Source organism: Cedecea davisae DSM 4568 (assembly GCF_000412335.2).
Lineage (GTDB): Bacteria > Pseudomonadota > Gammaproteobacteria > Enterobacterales > Enterobacteriaceae > Cedecea > Cedecea davisae.
This window is the reverse complement of sequence record NZ_KE161030.1, coordinates 2,639,159-2,655,269: the sequence shown is the minus strand read 5'-3', so window position 1 is coordinate 2,655,269 and position 16,111 is coordinate 2,639,159. Positions and strand designations below refer to the sequence as shown.

The 16,111-nt window shown below is 56.1% G+C and carries 16 protein-coding genes; 7 read left to right on the top strand and 9 right to left on the bottom strand.

Annotation, left to right across the window (positions count from 1 at the left end; translation table 11 throughout):
• Positions 1–6: 6 nt before the first annotated feature.
• The 4 genes from HMPREF0201_RS12060 to ruvB all read left to right on the top strand — a co-directional run bounded on the left by HMPREF0201_RS12060 (position 7) and on the right by ruvB (position 3,024).
• On the top strand, positions 7–747 hold the full coding sequence (locus HMPREF0201_RS12060) for a YebC/PmpR family DNA-binding transcriptional regulator (RefSeq protein WP_016536955.1): 741 nt from the start codon (positions 7–9) through the stop codon (positions 745–747).
• 43 nt (positions 748–790) lie between these two features.
• The gene (gene ruvC, locus HMPREF0201_RS12055) at positions 791–1,312 is read left to right on the top strand and encodes a crossover junction endodeoxyribonuclease RuvC (protein WP_016536954.1); all 522 of its coding nucleotides are present in this window, start codon (positions 791–793) and stop codon (positions 1,310–1,312) included.
• 81 nt (positions 1,313–1,393) lie between these two features.
• Positions 1,394–2,005 carry a Holliday junction branch migration protein RuvA gene (gene ruvA, locus HMPREF0201_RS12050; protein ID WP_016536953.1) on the top strand — a complete coding sequence of 204 codons (612 nt, stop codon included), beginning with the start codon at positions 1,394–1,396 and terminating at the stop codon, positions 2,003–2,005.
• An 8-nt stretch (positions 2,006–2,013) separates the two neighbouring features.
• Positions 2,014–3,024, top strand: coding sequence for a Holliday junction branch migration DNA helicase RuvB (ruvB, locus tag HMPREF0201_RS12045; protein ID WP_016536952.1), 1,011 nt, complete (start codon positions 2,014–2,016; stop codon positions 3,022–3,024).
• A gap of 59 nt (positions 3,025–3,083) precedes the next feature.
• On the opposite strand, the gene znuB is transcribed toward ruvB, so the two are convergent.
• Both znuB and znuC read right to left on the bottom strand, forming a co-directional pair.
• Positions 3,084–3,869 (bottom strand): zinc ABC transporter permease subunit ZnuB, encoded by a 786-nt coding sequence (znuB, locus tag HMPREF0201_RS12040; RefSeq protein ID WP_016536951.1) that lies wholly within the window; start codon positions 3,867–3,869, stop codon positions 3,084–3,086.
• Positions 3,869–4,621, bottom strand: a complete 753-nt coding sequence (znuC, locus tag HMPREF0201_RS12035) for a zinc ABC transporter ATP-binding protein ZnuC (RefSeq protein ID WP_016536950.1) — start codon at positions 4,619–4,621, stop codon at positions 3,869–3,871. Before znuC ends, znuB begins: the two co-directional genes overlap by 1 nt.
• Positions 4,622–4,700: 79 nt before the next feature.
• Between znuC and znuA the strand changes: the two genes are divergently transcribed.
• From znuA to lpxM, 3 genes are all read left to right on the top strand, one after another.
• Complete coding sequence (znuA, locus tag HMPREF0201_RS12030) at positions 4,701–5,645, top strand: zinc ABC transporter substrate-binding protein ZnuA (protein ID WP_016536949.1); 945 nt, start codon at positions 4,701–4,703, stop codon at positions 5,643–5,645.
• 15 nt (positions 5,646–5,660) lie between these two features.
• A complete protein-coding gene (gene mepM, locus HMPREF0201_RS12025) occupies positions 5,661–6,983 on the top strand; it encodes a murein DD-endopeptidase MepM (RefSeq protein ID WP_039898345.1) in 1,323 nt (440 codons plus the stop codon).
• A gap of 124 nt (positions 6,984–7,107) precedes the next feature.
• Positions 7,108–8,088, top strand: a complete 981-nt coding sequence (gene lpxM, locus HMPREF0201_RS12020) for a lauroyl-Kdo(2)-lipid IV(A) myristoyltransferase (RefSeq protein WP_016536947.1) — start codon at positions 7,108–7,110, stop codon at positions 8,086–8,088.
• 41 nt (positions 8,089–8,129) lie between these two features.
• Here lpxM and msrA read toward each other — a convergent pair whose 3' ends face one another.
• From msrA to pyk, 7 genes are all read right to left on the bottom strand, one after another.
• Positions 8,130–8,834: a peptide-methionine (S)-S-oxide reductase MsrA gene (msrA, locus tag HMPREF0201_RS12015; protein ID WP_016536946.1), complete on the bottom strand. Its 705-nt coding sequence runs from the start codon at positions 8,832–8,834 to the stop codon at positions 8,130–8,132.
• A 16-nt stretch (positions 8,835–8,850) separates the two neighbouring features.
• Entirely contained in the window at positions 8,851–9,363 is a 513-nt protein-coding gene (locus HMPREF0201_RS23200) for a hypothetical protein (protein ID WP_016536945.1), read from the bottom strand.
• 188 nt (positions 9,364–9,551) lie between these two features.
• Complete coding sequence (locus HMPREF0201_RS12005) at positions 9,552–10,547, bottom strand: FecCD family ABC transporter permease (protein WP_016536944.1); 996 nt, start codon at positions 10,545–10,547, stop codon at positions 9,552–9,554.
• Between the two features lie 4 nt (positions 10,548–10,551).
• Entirely contained in the window at positions 10,552–11,307 is a 756-nt protein-coding gene (locus HMPREF0201_RS12000; RefSeq protein WP_016536943.1) for a class I SAM-dependent methyltransferase, read from the bottom strand.
• Positions 11,300–12,268, bottom strand: coding sequence for an ABC transporter substrate-binding protein (locus HMPREF0201_RS11995; protein ID WP_244878510.1), 969 nt, complete (start codon positions 12,266–12,268; stop codon positions 11,300–11,302). Before HMPREF0201_RS11995 ends, HMPREF0201_RS12000 begins: the two co-directional genes overlap by 8 nt.
• Before the next feature lie 2 nt (positions 12,269–12,270).
• Entirely contained in the window at positions 12,271–14,325 is a 2,055-nt protein-coding gene (locus tag HMPREF0201_RS11990) for a TonB-dependent siderophore receptor (protein WP_244878509.1), read from the bottom strand.
• 275 nt (positions 14,326–14,600) lie between these two features.
• On the bottom strand, positions 14,601–16,043 hold the full coding sequence (gene pyk / locus HMPREF0201_RS11985; protein ID WP_016536940.1) for a pyruvate kinase: 1,443 nt from the start codon (positions 16,041–16,043) through the stop codon (positions 14,601–14,603).
• Between the last annotated feature and the right edge of the window lie 68 nt (positions 16,044–16,111).

Here is a 16,111-nt window from a genome sequence, read left to right as displayed (position 1 = left end):
ATTGTTATGGCAGGTCATAGTAAGTGGGCCAACACGAAACACCGTAAAGCGGCACAGGATGCCAAACGCGGTAAGATTTTCACTAAAATTATTCGCGAGCTGGTAACCGCTGCCCGTCTGGGCGGGGGCGACGCAGGGTCTAACCCGCGTCTGCGCGCCGCTATCGATAAAGCGCTGTCTAATAACATGACGCGTGACACCCTGAACCGTGCGATTGCTCGCGGCGTGGGTGGCGATGATGATGCCAACATGGAAACCATCATTTATGAAGGCTACGGCCCTGGCGGCTCCGCCGTGATGGTTGAGTGCCTGAGCGATAACCGTAACCGTACCGTTGCCGAAGTGCGTCACGCCTTCAACAAATGCGGCGGCAACCTCGGGACCGACGGCTCCGTAGCTTATCTGTTCAGCAAAAAAGGCATTATCTCCTTCGAAGCTGGCGATGAAGATCAGATTATGGAAGCGGCGCTGGAAGCCGGTGCTGAAGACGTTGTGACCTTTGACGACGGCGCTATCGACGTTTACACCGCCTGGGAAGAAATGGGCGCGGTGCGAGACGCACTTGAAGCCGCAGGCCTGAAGGCGGATAACGCCGAAGTGTCCATGATCCCTTCTACCAAAGCGGATATGGATGCGGAGACCGCGCCTAAACTGATGCGCCTTATCGATATGCTGGAAGATTGTGATGATGTGCAGGAGGTTTACCACAACGGTGAGATCTCTGACGAGGTGGCGGCTACCCTTTAATGGCGCAGCCCAGCCTTATTGACCTGTATTCAGGAGACGCGTGATGGCGATTATTCTCGGTATCGATCCGGGGTCACGCGTTACCGGCTATGGCGTTATTCGCCAGACCGGACGGCAGTTGACCTATCTCGGCAGCGGCTGTATCCGAACGCAGGTCGCCGACTTACCCTCGCGTTTGAAGCTTATCTACGCGGGGGTGAGCGAAATCATTACCCAGTTCCAGCCTGAATACTTCGCTATTGAGCAGGTATTTATGGCGAAGAATGCGGACTCAGCGCTCAAGCTGGGGCAGGCTCGCGGCGCGGCGATTGTCGCCGCCGTGAATGCTGACCTCCCGGTGTTTGAGTATGCCGCTCGTCAGGTAAAGCAGACGGTGGTTGGCATTGGCAGCGCGGAGAAAAGCCAGGTGCAGCATATGGTGCGAACCTTGCTAAAACTTCCGGCTAATCCGCAGGCGGACGCGGCGGACGCGCTGGCTATCGCCATTACCCATTGTCACGTCACGCAGAATGCGGCCCAGATGAGCGAGTCGCGGCTCAATCTCGCCAGGGGCAGATTAAAATAATTAAGGCTGGATATTTATCCAGCCTTTTTCGTATTATAGAACTCATTTTCGCGCATCAACGTAAATCCCCAGGAGCACAATGTGATAGGTCGACTCAGAGGCATCGTTCTGGAAAAACAGCCTCCGCTGGTTTTGCTGGAAACTAATGGCGTAGGCTACGAGGTTTATATGCCGATGACCTGCTTCTACGAGCTGCCGGACATCGGCAAAGAAGCGGTGGTGTTTACCCAATTTGTGGTGCGTGAAGACGCTCAACTGCTCTACGGTTTTAATAATAAGCAGGAACGCACTCTGTTCCGCGAGCTTATTAAAGTTAACGGCGTCGGCCCTAAGCTGGCTTTGGCCATTCTTTCCGGCATGTCGGCCCAGCAGTTTGTTCACGCCGTCGAACGTGAAGAAATTGGCTCTCTGATCAAGCTGCCGGGCGTGGGCAAGAAAACCGCCGAGCGCTTGATTGTTGAGATGAAAGACCGCTTTAAAGGCATGCATGGCGACCTGTTTACTCCGGCAGCCGACCTGGTGCTGACTTCCCCGGATAATGGCCAGACGGACGATGCTGAGCAAGAAGCCGTTGCCGCATTGGTATCCCTGGGCTATAAACCTCAGGAAGCCAGCCGAATGGTAAGCAAAGTGGGCCGCGCCGGTGCCGATAGCGAAACCCTGATCCGCGAAGCGCTGCGCGCTGCGCTATGAGGTAGAGGATGATTGAAGCAGACCGCCTGGTATCGCCAGGAAACGTTACCCAGGACGAGTTGATTGACCGTGCGATCCGCCCCAAATTGCTTGAAGAGTACGTCGGGCAACCGCACGTCCGCTCGCAGATGGAAATCTTCATTCAGGCGGCGAAGCTGCGCGGTGACGCGCTCGATCATCTGCTGATTTTTGGCCCTCCGGGGCTGGGTAAAACCACGCTCGCCAACATTGTGGCCAATGAGATGGGCGTAAATCTGCGCACGACCTCTGGCCCTGTGCTGGAGAAAGCCGGTGACCTGGCCGCGATGCTGACCAATCTCGAACCTCACGACGTATTGTTTATCGATGAGATCCACCGTCTTTCACCGGTTGTAGAAGAAGTGCTTTACCCGGCAATGGAAGATTATCAGCTCGATATTATGATTGGCGAAGGCCCAGCGGCGCGCTCAATCAAAATAGACCTGCCGCCGTTTACCCTGATAGGCGCGACTACGCGTGCAGGGTCGCTGACGTCGCCGCTGCGTGACCGTTTTGGTATTGTGCAGCGCCTCGAATTTTACCAGGTTGCTGATTTGCAACATATCGTTGGGCGTAGCGCCAGCGTGCTTGGGCTGGAGATGAGCGAGGAAGGTGCGCTGGAAGTGGCCCGCCGCGCCCGCGGTACGCCGCGTATTGCAAACCGCCTGCTGCGCCGGGTGCGTGATTTTGCGGAAGTGAAACACGACGGGGCAATCACCGCCGAGATAGCATCCCAGGCGCTGGATATGCTCAACGTTGACAGCGAAGGCTTTGACTACATGGACCGTAAGCTGCTGCTGGCAGTCATCGACAAGTTTCTCGGTGGCCCGGTAGGGTTGGACAACCTGGCGGCGGCAATTGGCGAAGAGCGCGAAACGATAGAGGACGTGCTTGAGCCATTCCTGATCCAGCAAGGGTTCTTACAGCGCACGCCGCGCGGGCGAATAGCCACGCCGCGAGCCTGGACCCACTTCGGCATTGTGCCTCCGGCTCAGCCGTAAAATCCCGATAAGAAAAAAGGCGCTCAGGGCGCCTTTTTCAATTCAATAGCACAGCGGTATTAAGCCGGCTGTTTCTTCGCCATGCTGAGAATAAACAGCGCGGCGGCGGCCAGCACCACAGAAGGGCCCGCTGGCGTATCGTAAACCGCCGAGAAGGCCAGCCCGCCCGTAACGGCCAGCATACCAATCAGCACGGCAAACCCGGCCATCTGCTCCGGCGTGCGTGCAAAGCGGCGGGCCGTGGCGGCAGGGATGATCAGCAACGAGGTGATTATCAGCGCGCCAACAAACTTCATCGCAACGCCAATCGTCAGGGCCGTTATCAGCATCAGCAGCATCTTCACGCGCTGTAAATTTACGCCGTCTACGTGCGCAAGATCCGGGCTGATGGTCATCGCCAGCAGGTTGCGCCACTGCCACGCGAGTACACCTAGCACTACCGCAGTACCGATGGCGATAGAAATAATGTCCGGCAGGGTGACGGAGAGTAAATCGCCAAACAGATACGCCATCAGGTCTACGCGCACGTTCGACATCAGGCTCACGACCACAAGGCCGAGCGACAGGGCGCTGTGGGCCATAATGCCGAGCAGAGTATCTATGGCGAGGTGAGGGCGTTTTTCAAGCCAGACCAGACCAAGCGCCAGCAGCAGCGTCACCGCAATGACCGCATAAAAGGGATTGACGTTGAGCAGCAGGCCGAAGGCTACGCCAAGCAAAGAGGCATGCGCCAGCGTGTCGCCGAAGTAGGACATACGGCGCCAGACCACAAACGAACCCAATGGACCAGCCGCACAGGCGAGCAGTATCCCGGCCAGCCAGCCGGGCAATAACAATTCAAGCATTACTGACCATTCCCTCTGCGCAAAACGATGCGACCCTGCAGATCGTGACGATGATTATGATTGTGACGATAAATCCCCAACTGCTCGGCGCCTATCGGGCCAAACATGGCGATAAACTCCGGGTGCATAGACACCACTTCCGGCGTGCCGGAGCAGCAGATGTGGTGGTTAAGGCACAGCACTTCGTCGGTTTTTGCCATCACAAGGTGAAGGTCGTGCGAAACCATCAGCACCGCACAGTTGAGTTCCTGGCGCAGCCGATCGATCAAATTGTAAAGCGCCAGCTGGCCGTTAACGTCGACACCCTGGGTTGGCTCATCCAGAACCAGCAGATGTGGTTTGTTGAGAAGCGCCCGCGCCAGCAGCACGCGCTGATTTTCGCCACCCGAGAGCTTTTGCATCGGGGCATCAATAAGGTGAGCGGCCTGGACTCGCTTTAACGCGGGCAGGATATCTGCTTTTTTCACGCCCGGGCGCAGCCTTAAAAAACGGCTGACCGTCAGCGGTAAAGTGGCATCAAGATGCAGCTTTTGTGGCACATAGCCAATACGCAGATGCTGGTCACGCTTAATCACGCCCTTATCCGGCTTGACCAGGCCAAGCACAACGCGCACCAGGGTAGATTTACCTGCGCCGTTTGGCCCAAGCAGCGTAAGGATGCGGCCCGGCTTTAGCGCCAGAGAGATATCGGCCAGCACGCGGCGCTGGCCGAAAGAGACCGAAATATTTTCTAGTTCAACCAAATTAGTCATGACAATTTCAGGGGTTGCATAAGTTAGCGAATGTTATAATATCACAATTCTTAAGGCATTCACGATGATAAGTTGCATTATGTTACATAAAAAGACACTTCTTTTCGCTGCATTTTCCACCGCTCTCTGGGGCTTCGGCGCAACCGCAGCCAGCGCCGCCGTTGTCGCCTCGATTAAGCCGCTCGGTTTTATCGCATCCGCCATTGCCGACGGCGTCACCAGCACAGAAGTATTACTGCCAGATGGCGCTTCCGAACATGATTATGCGCTACGTCCGTCAGATGTAAAACGCTTACAGGGCGCGGACTTAGTGGTTTGGGTCGGGCCTGAGATGGAAGCTTTCATGCAAAAGTCCGTTCGCCAGCTTCCCGAGCAAAAACAGCTGCAGCTTGCGGCGCTGGGCGGCGTGAAACCTTTACTGATGAAAGGCGGTGACGACGACGAGCACGACCATGGCGATGAACAGGCTCATGGCGCAAATAGTGACGAAGATCACCATCACGGTGAATACAACTTGCACATTTGGCTCTCCCCAGAGGTGGCGCGGCTGTCAGCGGTTGCAATCCACGATAAATTAGTGGAACTTATGCCCGAAAATCGAGCCAAACTTGACGCCAACCTGAAACAATTCGAGTCAGGCTTAGCCGACGCCGATAAGCAGGTGGGTTCCGTGCTGGCACCGCTGAAAGGAAAAGGGTATTTCGTTTTTCATGACGCCTATGGCTACTTTGAAAAACACTACGGTTTGACCCCGCTTGGTCACTTTACCGTAAACCCTGAAATACAGCCTGGTGCGCAGCGTTTACATGAAATCAGAACACAGTTGGTTGAGCACAAAGCGGTTTGCGTTTTTGCTGAACCACAATTCAGGCCAGCGGTCATTAACGCCGTAGCCCGAGGCACTAATGTTCGCTCCGGCACGTTAGATCCTCTGGGAATGAGTGTCGCATTGGGTAAAAACAGCTATATGCAGTTTATGACCGGACTTGCGAACCAGTACGCGAGCTGCCTGAAAGGAGATTAACGAGGAAGTGAATACGTGCAACAGATAGCCCGCTCTGTCGCCATGGCATTTGACAATTTGTCACGACCCCACCGCGTTATGCTGGGGTCCCTTACGGTTCTTACTCTCGCGGTCGCCGTGTGGCGACCGTCCATCTACCATCCGCAGTCCAGCCCGATAATTAAAACTATCGAGCTTGAGAAAAGCGAAATCCATTCGCTGCTGCCGGAGGCCAGTGAACCTCTTGATCAGTCTCCCGACGCCGAAGATGACACCATCCCGCAGGACGAGCTTGACGATAAAACGTCCGGCGAAGCGGGCGTTCATGAATATGTTGTTTCTACCGGCGATACGCTGAGCAGCATTCTTAATCAGTACGGCATCGAGATGGGCGATATCAGCCAGATTGCCTCGGTTGATAAAGACCTGCGTAACCTGAAAATCGGCCAACAGATCTCCTGGACGCTCACTCCGGATGGCGATCTCCAGCGCCTGACGTGGGAAATGTCTCGCCGCGAAACGCGCACCTACGATCGTACTGAAAACGGTTTTAAAATGAGCAGCGAAACCCAGCAGGGCGACTGGGTGAACAGCGTACTGAAGGGCACTGTGGGCGCAAGCTTTGTTGCCAGCGCCAGAGACGCCGGTTTAACCAGCGCTGAAATTAGCTCTGTTATCAAAGCGATGCAGTGGCAGATGGACTTCCGTAAGCTGAAAAAAGGCGACGAGTTCTCGGTGCTCATGTCCCGTGAAATGCTGGCCGGCAAACGTGAGCAAAGCCAACTGGTTGGCGTGCGCCTGCGCAGCGATGGTAAAGATTATTACGCTATTCGCGCCGAAGACGGCAAGTTCTACGACCGCAGCGGTGCGGGCCTGGCAAAAGGCTTTATGCGCTTCCCGACCGTGAAACAGTTCCGCGTTTCTTCTAACTTTAACCCTCGCCGTCTTAACCCGGTTACGGGCCGCATAGCGCCGCATAAAGGCGTGGACTTTGCGATGCCGCAGGGCACGCCGGTTCTGGCTGTGGGTGACGGTGAAGTCGTGATGGCTAAGCGCAGCGGCGCGGCCGGTTTCTTCGTGGCCGTCCGGCACGGGCGGACCTACACCACGCGCTACATGCATCTTAAAAAGCTGCTGGTGAAACCGGGCCAGAAAGTGAAACGCGGTGACCGCATTGCGCTTTCCGGCAACACGGGTCGCTCAACCGGCCCGCACCTGCATTATGAAGTGTGGATCAACCAGCAGGCCGTAAACCCGCTGACGGCGAAGCTGCCGCGCTCTGAAGGGTTGACCGGTTCCGATCGCAGCGATTACCTTGCTCAGGTAAAAGAGGTTGTCCCGCAGCTGCGTTTTGACTGATTCTGCTTAAAGAGTATAAAGCCGGTACCTGTTACCGGCTTTTTCTTTTGTCTGCCAGCCTTTGCCCCGCTAAAATAGCCATAAATTCGTATCGTCAACGCGTTGGCGAAATACTGAGAGCCGCATGGAAAAAGCAAAAAAAAACCACAGTGAGTTCATCCCAGAATTCCAGAAAGCCTTTCTACACCCGCGCTACTGGGGCGCATGGCTTGGCGTGGGCGCGTTTGCCGGGCTGGCGCTGCTGCCACCGGGGCTACGCGACCCGCTGCTGGGGAAAATTGGGCGCTTAGCCGGGCGGCTGGCCAAAAGCGCTCGTCGCCGCGCCCAGATAAACCTGCTTTACTGTTTCCCGGAGCTGCCGGAAGAGCGCCGCGAAGCCATTATCGACCGGATGTTTGCTACCGCCCCTCAGGCCATGGTGCTGATGGCCGAGCTTGGCCTGCGCGATCCGAAGAAAGTTATGCAGCGCGTGGACTGGCATGGAAAAGAAATCATCGATGAAATCCGCGAGCGCGGCGAGAACGTGATTTTCCTCGTGCCGCACGGCTGGGCGGTAGATATCCCCGCTATGCTGCTGGCTTCTGAAGGCCAAAAAATGGCGGCAATGTTCCACAACCAGGGCAATCAGTTATTCGATTACGTCTGGAATACCGTTCGCCGCCGCTTTGGTGGGCGTATGCACGCCCGAAACGACGGTATCAAGCCGTTTATCAGCTCGGTTCGCCAGGGTTACTGGGGTTATTACCTTCCGGATCAGGATCACGGCCCGGAGCATAGTGAATTTGTTGATTTCTTCGCGACTTACAAAGCGACGCTTCCGGCCGTTGGCCGCCTGATGAAGGTTTGCCGGGCGCGAGTGATCCCGCTGTTCCCGGTTTATAACAGTGAAACCCATCGGCTGGACATATTTATTCGCCCGCCGATGGACGACCTGCTGGAAGCCGACGACCACACCCTCGCGCGGCGCATGAATGAAGAAGTGGAGCTGCTGGTTGGCCCGCACCCTGAGCAGTACACCTGGATCCTGAAGCTGCTGAAAACCCGCAAAGAGGGCGAAACAGAGCCGTATTGCCGGGATGAGCTATACCCGAAAAAGAAGAAGTAGTGCAGAGAAGAACCGCGCCGTGTATGGCGCGGTGACAATCGTCAGGATTTAACTAACACCGGTTTGTCACTCCACAAAACCGGGAAGAACTGCTTTAGCTGCTCAACTTTTGGAATATCGTTGATAGCAATGTAGGGGTAATTCGGGTTGTCGTTGAGGAAGTTCTGGTGGTATTTCTCCGCAGGGTAAAAGTGAGCGCCTTGCTCAACGGTCGTTACCAGCGGTGCGCTAAAGCTATGACTTTGGTTCAACTGGGTGATATAGGCCTGCGCTATCTTCGTCTGAGATTCATTCATCGGGAAAATGGCGGAACGGTACTGCGTTCCGTAGTCCGGCCCCTGACGGTTTAACTCCGTCGGATTGTGGGCCACGGAAAAGAAAATTTGCAGTAGCTGGCCGTAGGTCACCTGAGTGGGATCGAAGATAACCTGCACCGACTCCGCGTGGCCGGTCATCCCCATACTCACAGTTTCGTAATTTGCAGTTCGGGCCTTGCCGCCGGTGTAGCCGGATATTGCGCTGGTTACGCCCTTAACGTGCTGAAAGACGCCCTGAACGCCCCAAAAACACCCTCCGGCAAAGACCGCTGTCTCCAGATGTGCGCCCGCAGGTGCTTCATCCTGTTGTGGTGCCGGGATGCTCACCGCCGATTCGGCCTGAGACCACGCCGTGTTTTGAAAAACCAGCGTCGCAATCATCAGCGCTGGAGCGGCTAAAACCCATTTTGAACGAATAAATGATTTCATTTGATTCCCGCCTGATTTAACCAAAGGTGAAGGCATAAGCGTTGACGTCCGCATCTTCAAACTCAATGCTGAAGGTATGCTCGCCGTCGCCGGTTGATTGACGAATAAGCTGATACAGACGCTGTTCGGTTACCGTTCCGCTGCCGTCGGGTGCGACATCGCTCCCGTGAACGCTGCCGGGTGCCTGACCATCAATAGTGACTTTAAAGCGGGCAGGCTTGCCGATGTTAACCAGCGGGCGCATTACCCGCTCGGCAATATGCGGAAACAGCAGCGTAATACCAAACAGCGCCATCAGGACCAACGCCACGCCCCGGCCGTATTGGTTCGCGGCAACCACCCAGCCGCCACCGACTGCCGCCAGGGTTGCAAACAGGGTAAAGGTTATCGCCATTCCGGCCAGCAGCGGCAACCCGGTTCGGGCAAAGGGCTGGTCGGAGCGAGCGAACACAAAAGGCAGCACCGGCAGGATACAGGGGCTGGCGATGGTCAACAGGCCGCCCAGATAAGCAAGAATAATTACCAGCATCGTCAAAGCCCCCGTGGGGTGAAAGAACGGAAAGTCGGGTGAAATTGACCGGACTCTTCATGAACCTGCGGCTGTACTTTATTAAGAGAATACTCACTAAATCCTCCTCGAGAGTTAACAATTTCGTGACAACTCCAGGGGCGGCGTAAGCGGAGGGCTCTCAGGCCTGCGTTTTTCTGCGCAGGGAGTTAAGGATTTGGGCGACGGTGGAGGGCGAACAGAAATACCGGTACGCCAATAAGCGCCGTGATGATGCCCGGAGGAAGCTCTCTTGGGGAAAATAGCGTACGCGCCAGCGTATCGGACACTAGCGTCAGCATAGCGCCGCAGAGAATGCTGGCAGGCAAAACCCATTGATGGCGATTGCCGATTATCAGTTTTGCCAGATGGGGGACTGTCAGGCCGACAAAGCCAATTGCCCCGCAGAACGAAACCAGCGTGGCGGTAAGCAGCGTGATGGCCAGGTAGAGCGATATCTGCAGGGCGATAACGTTAACCCCCAGGCCCTTAGCAGCTACATTTCCCAGCGCCATCACGTTCAAGGTTGGGGACATTGCCAGGCAAAGCGCCCCCACAAAAAATAGCGCGGTGGCACAGATAGCCACCTGCGCCCATGTTGCCTGCCCAAACGCACCAAGCAGCCAGAAGGTAAACCCACGCGAGGTTGTCGAATCCGTTTGCCAGAAGACGATCAGTGAGGTTAATGCGCTCAGCAATTGCCCAACGGCTACGCCGGAAAGAATAAACCGGGCGGGCTGCGTCACGGCCAGTCCGGCTAAAAGCAGTACCAATCCAAATGCGCACATCGCGCCCGCAAATGCCCCGGACGGGATGGCCGTTAACAGCGGCTGGATACCCAGCGCAATGATAACGACCGCCCCCAGGCCAGCACCGGAAGATATGCCAAGCAGCCACGGATCGGCCAGTGGATTGCGGGTTAATGTCTGAAGCACGGCCCCCGCCAGCGCCAGCCCGCCGCCGCAGGTCATCGCCAGGAGGGCTCTGGGTAAGCGTAAGGACCAGACGATTTTATGGTAAAGCGCCATGTCCGGCTCTTCGGGAAGGGCCGGGTTAAGGAGCTGAATCACATCGTTAAGCGACAATGTAACGGCCCCAAAACGCAGGCTATACACCAGCGCTGCCAGAGCCGCTATGCCACATAACAGCAGGCGAAGTAGCTTCACGCGCCTATTTCCACCCGGCAATCAGATAATCGTCCATCAACTGCCATAGGGTTCCTGTCTCCTGGAAACCGGCCTGGCTGAGGCTCCCCAGCTGGAAGGTTAGCGAAGTGGGCGGGGGAACCGGGCGACCAGAGAACACGGCTTCCCGCGCCGGGATCAACTGGGCAATTTCTGGTATCTCTTTGGCAAGAGTAAACCACGCATCCCAGTCAACTACGCCGTTATCCCAGGCCTGCTGCTGGGTGAGTGCGTCATGGCGCTCACTGAGGGCTTTCTTGTTAACTTCAGCCGGGTTAAAACGCTGGTGATCGGCATTGAGAAATACCCCGTTATCGGCCAGCAAGCTTTGAATCTCACAGTGTAGAGCGTGCTGCCTGTCAGGCATCAGCCAATGCAGCGCGGTGCTGGACACGATAGCTTGCGGGCGCAGCCCGACAATTTTTTCCTGCCAGCTTGGGAGGGCCAAATCGGCGGACAAAATACGAACGCGGTCGCCGAACGGAAGGAGTGTTTCACGGGCGATGGCCAGCATGACCGGATCGAAATCCACCGCGGTGACGTGTACGGACGGGAAACGCTGAAGAAGGCGTCTGGTGAGAGAGGCTGCCCCGCATCCCAGTTCAAGCAGTGAGAAATCCCCCTCAAATTGCAGTGCAAGTATGTCCATCAGGGCGTCGAAGCGTGCTTCCCTGCTGGCAATGTAGGCGCTTTGTTGCCTATCCCAAAGTGTGACAAGGGTGTCCAGGGTGATGTCAGTCATGATTTTCCTTAACAGAAAGTGAGGCGATGAGCCTGTCCAGAGCGTCCAGCGAGCGGATCGAGGGATCCATGTCATAGCCGGACAAAATGATGAATTTTTTTTCTTTTACGGCGCGCAGGCCGGCGGTAAGAGGGAATTGATTGAGGAAAGCTATTTTATCTCCCGCACTGTCTCCGGCACCGCCCCTCGGCAGATCTGCCAGTACCAGGATATCCGGGTCCCTGCGGGCTATCTCTTCCCAGGAGATATTTGGCCAAAGCGCTGGCACATCAGAGAAAATATTGCGGCTGCCGCTTTCCTCACTCAGCATTTCTGGAACGCCACAGCACCCCGCAACGTAGGGTGAGTCCGTGCCGGAATACCACCAGAGTAGCCGCACCGGGGGCAGGAGGCACGCACGCTGGCGCAGAGTGGCAAGGTGCACTTTCGCCATACTAACGAGCGCCTTGCCCTGTTTCTCGAGACGTAAAATTTTCGCCAGATCCTCAATTTCCCGAAACAGGTCGGCAAAGCTGATTTTTTGCTGAGGTGCACTCTGCTGTCCTGTGCAGGCGCCGGGCGAGAGCCAGCTTGATATTCCCCAGGCCGTCATTTGATCGCGTGTTGCCCCTTCAGGTGACCAAAGCCAGTACCAGCTTGAGGAGTAGACCATTTCAGGGCGTAGCAGCAGCAGCGCCTCGGCGGAAATCAGGCCATTCCCGGCTACGACGGGAAGCGAAAGGGCGGTTCGGGCCGCTCTGCCTTGAGGATCTTTGTGCGGCGCGTAGCCTACCACGCCAACAATTTCTGTCCGTGCGCCCAGCGCCAGGAGGTTTTCCAGAGCCGGATTGCCGTAAACCACAATACGCTTAGGGGGCGCGGTAAACGTCTGCGGCTCGCCACAATTGCTCAGGCTTATGGCAGGGGCCGTTGGGGAAAATAACAGGCCGGTCGCCGTAAGCATTAAGGTTGCTAACTTCAACCTCAGAACCATACCGTCACCCAGCCTTCCCACGTGCGAGACGGAGCAATCAGAACCTGGCCGTCGTAAGTCCGCTGGTAAGAATAGAAAGTATTGGTCACGTTGCGTACGCGCGAACCCACCGTAACTTTAGGCGTTAGCTGGTACTCGGCAGTCAGATCCAGCGTGATGTAATCGTCCATTTTTCGGCTATTGGAGGTGTCATTGTAGCTGCTGCCAACATAGCGGAGATCGCTCCTCAGGCTGAGGGGGTGGATAGGGTGCCAGGTTATTGCGAGATTACTGCTCCATGTCGGGACGTAGGCAGGCTGATTCCCGTTCAGGTTTTCAGGCGGAGAACCCGCGCTAAATCGGTTAAAACTTGCATGTGTCCATGCGACATTACCCGCCACTTCCCAGCGCTCGGTGGGTTGTATCGTAGAAGAAAGCTCAATGCCACGGGACGTTTGTTGCCCCACGGCGAGGAGCTCGCCCGGCGTGGAGGCTGAAGGAGTAAACAGGTTGTTTTTGCGCAACTGATAGAGAGCAAGATTAACCGATGCTCTGCGATCCCAGAACTGACTCTTGATCCCGGTTTCCCACTGTTGCGAGTTTGTCAGAGGCAGGTGCGTCTGGTCGGCGCTAAGAAAGAAGATGTCGCCGCCCGCTTCCTTGCCGTTAGCATAGCTGGCATAAAGCGTGGTGTTGCTGCTGATGTCCCAGTTCAGGCCGAGGCCGGTATTCAGGAAACTGCGATTCTGGCTTTCACTGGCCGCTGGCGTGTAGTAGCGCCAGTCCATATTCAGTCTCGTAAGGCGCAGCTGGCTCAGCAAGCTAAGACGGTCCGTCAGTTGAAGACTGTCCTCCAGAAAGGCCGCATACTGGCGCTGGGTAACTTTGCTCCATGGGGCACGCGTAATGTTGGTTTCAGCGCTAAACGGCTCGCGCGCAGGGCTGAACATGGGGATATCCTGCGAGCCGGGAAAGCCGTTTTTTTGGTAATCAAATTGGCCGGTCTGTAGCTCTATCCCGGCAACCATTCGGTTATCAAGGCCCAGCAAAGTATGGTCGATTGAAACGCTTGAACGGTTGGCCAACAGCGTATTTTTGTGGCTTAAATCGCCCCAGGAGTCACGATTGATCGTGTCCGGTGAGGCGGTGTCGTAGCGATAGCGTTCAACGTTGTGCCAGTAGCGGTAGCCAGAGTAAAACCAGGTATGGTTATTAAACGTGAGCCCGGGGGCCAGAGCACTGTCCAGCACGGCCTGCAATGCCGTGGCATGGCTGGCTATCTTTGCGTCGGTCAGGTTGTTGAAGTTGATGCCGCGTAGATTCTTTTGCACTTTACCCTCTACCAACGGTGTGCCGAAGTAGGGGTTGTCGCTGCTATTGTTCATCCTGTCGCCGTACAGCGTCAGAGTGGTTTCGTCAGTGAGGCGGAAAAGCAGCGAGCCGCTGATTCTGGACTGGCGGTTGCGCTCGTGCTGAACCTGGCTATTGCCGCCGCTCCCGGAAGCGTCAAGACGCCAGGCAATCTTATCCCCCGGCAGCGTACCTCCGCCCCCGCCCAGCAAGGACTGGGTGCTGTGGCTACCCAACTGATAGCTAAGCATTGCAGGGGATGGCACGAAACCCGGCTGGCGCGAAACCAGGTTGACGCTTCCGGCGGTTGCACCGATGCCGTTGAGTGCGGAGCCGGGACCGTGCAAAACATCCACCTGCTGATAGTGCGCGGGGTTACCCAACTGAAGCGTGCTGCCCGGCATTTCCATTCCGTCCAACAGCCAACTCACCGGCATAAAGCCGCGCAGTGAAAAGCTGTTTGAAAGTGTAGGAGAGGCTACGCCGGACATCCCGGTAGCATGGGCGACCGTCTCGGCAAGCGTGCGGTCGCCGCGGGCGAGGATCTCTTTTTGTGAAAAGGTTTCTACATAGCGTGGCGTTTCTTTGTCGGTCAACCCCAGACGTGATGCCGTGCCGCTGGCAGGGGCAAGCCCGGCAGGCGCGTTGCTTTCTACGGTGATATTTTCTTCACATGAAGCTGTGTTGCACTCTGAGGCAAAAAGTTGGGGAGACAAAAGCGTAAACAATATGCCGGGAAATAAGACGGTGCGTTGGATTTTCATAGCGGTATGTGTGTACTCAAATGAACGTGCCTGTTCAAATAATGGCGGAGCTAAGATTCACTCAGTCATAATGTGTAATGTTATAACATATCATTACACATTGATTATAATTTTAAAATAATGGGTTTTGTGTGGATTTGGCGGCAGTCCGTGACGCAGGAAATAAAAAAGGCCGCGATGGTATCTCGCGGCCCTTGCAGAGCTTGCCCGGTTATAGCGTGTGCGGATTACTCAACGCAAAGAATGCGGGTGGTGTTGGTAGTGCCGATGGTGCTCATCACGTCACCCTGGGTCACGATAACCAGGTCACCGGAAATCAGGTAGCCTTTATCGCGCAGCAGGTTTACCGCGTCGCTTGCGGCCACAACGCCTTCATTAACGCTGTCGAAATAGACCGGCGTGACGCCGCGGTACAGCGAAGTCAGGTTAAGAGTGCGTTCGTGGCGGGAGAGGGCGAAAATCGGCAGACCGGAGCTGATGCGCGAGGTCATCAGAGCGGTACGCCCGGACTCGGTCATGGAAATAATGGCGGTAACGCCCTTCAGGTGGTTCGCCGCGTACATGGCCGACATGGCAATCGCTTCTTCCACGTTGTCGAACTGCACGTCCAGGCGGTGTTTGGAAACGTTAATGCTTGGGATCTTCTCTGCACCAAGGCAGACGCGAGCCATTGCGGCAACGGTTTCCGCAGGATACTGGCCCGCAGCGGTTTCGGCAGACAGCATTACCGCATCGGTCCCGTCCAGCACGGCGTTTGCCACGTCCATGACTTCGGCGCGGGTTGGCATTGGGTTGGTAATCATCGACTCCATCATCTGGGTCGCGGTGATCACGGCGCGGTTAAGCTTACGGGCGCGGCGAATCAGGGTTTTCTGAATACCGACCAGCTCCGGGTCACCAATCTCTACGCCGAGGTCGCCGCGGGCAACCATTACCACGTCAGAGGCGAGGATGATGTCGTCCATCGCCGCTTCGTCGCAGACGGCTTCGGCGCGTTCAACTTTCGCCACGATTTTCGCGTCACAGCCTGCGTCGCGCGCCAGACGGCGGGCGTAGTTCAGGTCTTCGCCGCAGCGAGGGAAGGAAACGGCCAGGTAATCAACGCCAATTTTCGCCGCGGTCAGAATGTCCGCTTTATCTTTATCGGTCAGCGCCTCGGCGGAAAGCCCGCCGCCCAGCTTGTTGATGCCTTTATTATTGGAAAGCGGGCCGCCAACGGTCACTTCGGTGAACACTTTCAAGCCCTGAACGTCCAGCACTTTCAGCTGTACGCGGCCATCGTCGAGCAGCAGGATATCGCCCGGCACCACGTCGGCAGGCAGGCCTTTGTAGTCGATACCGACTTTTTCTTTGTCGCCTTCGCCTTTACCGAGGTTGGCGTCCAGCAGGAATTTGTCGCCGATATTGAGGAATACTTTACCTTCTTTGAAGGTTGAAACACGGATTTTTGGACCTTGCAAATCGCCGAGGATCGCGACATGGCGCCCCAGTTTTGCGGCGATTTCACGAACTTTATCCGCACGCAGCTGATGATCCTCAGCCGAGCCGTGGGAGAAGTTCATACGCACCACGTTAGCGCCGGCGGCAATAATCTTTTCCAGATTATTATCGCGGTCGGTTGCCGGGCCTAAGGTGGTAACGATTTTGGTTCTGCGTAGCCGTCTGGACATGTATTACTCCGTTGACTGAAACAACTTGGTGTTGCGTGAACAAAACTCGGTGGGTCAGGGTGCGCTGT